Source organism: Vallitalea sediminicola, assembly GCF_054408565.1.
In genome coordinates this window covers 1-254 of record NZ_BTPT01000261.1, presented here as the reverse complement: position 1 = coordinate 254, position 254 = coordinate 1, and the positions used below count along the sequence as shown (strand labels likewise).

At 54.7% G+C, this 254-nt stretch carries 1 protein-coding gene; it reads right to left on the bottom strand.

What is annotated here, in order from left to right; all coding sequences use genetic code 11:
* Positions 1-254 (bottom strand): ribose-5-phosphate isomerase A (locus tag ACX6CF_RS26665; RefSeq protein WP_458788407.1); only part of this gene is annotated, 254 nt, incomplete at both ends.

Below are 254 nucleotides of genomic sequence, written 5' to 3'. Positions count from 1 at the left end.
CGCGCCTAGATGCTCTACTTCTTTACCGATGTCAGCAGTGACAACCATCTGGTCGCTGGCTGTCGCCACGATCTTTTCTTGCAGCAATGCGCCACCGCCACCTTTGATCAGGTTCAGGTCGCCGTCAGATTCGTCTGCGCCATCAATTGTCAGGTCCAGCCATTTGGCCTCATCCAGACTGATCACCTCAATGCCAACCTCGCGCGCTAACTGCGCTGTACGCGTTGATGTTGGAACACCTCGAATTTTCAGCC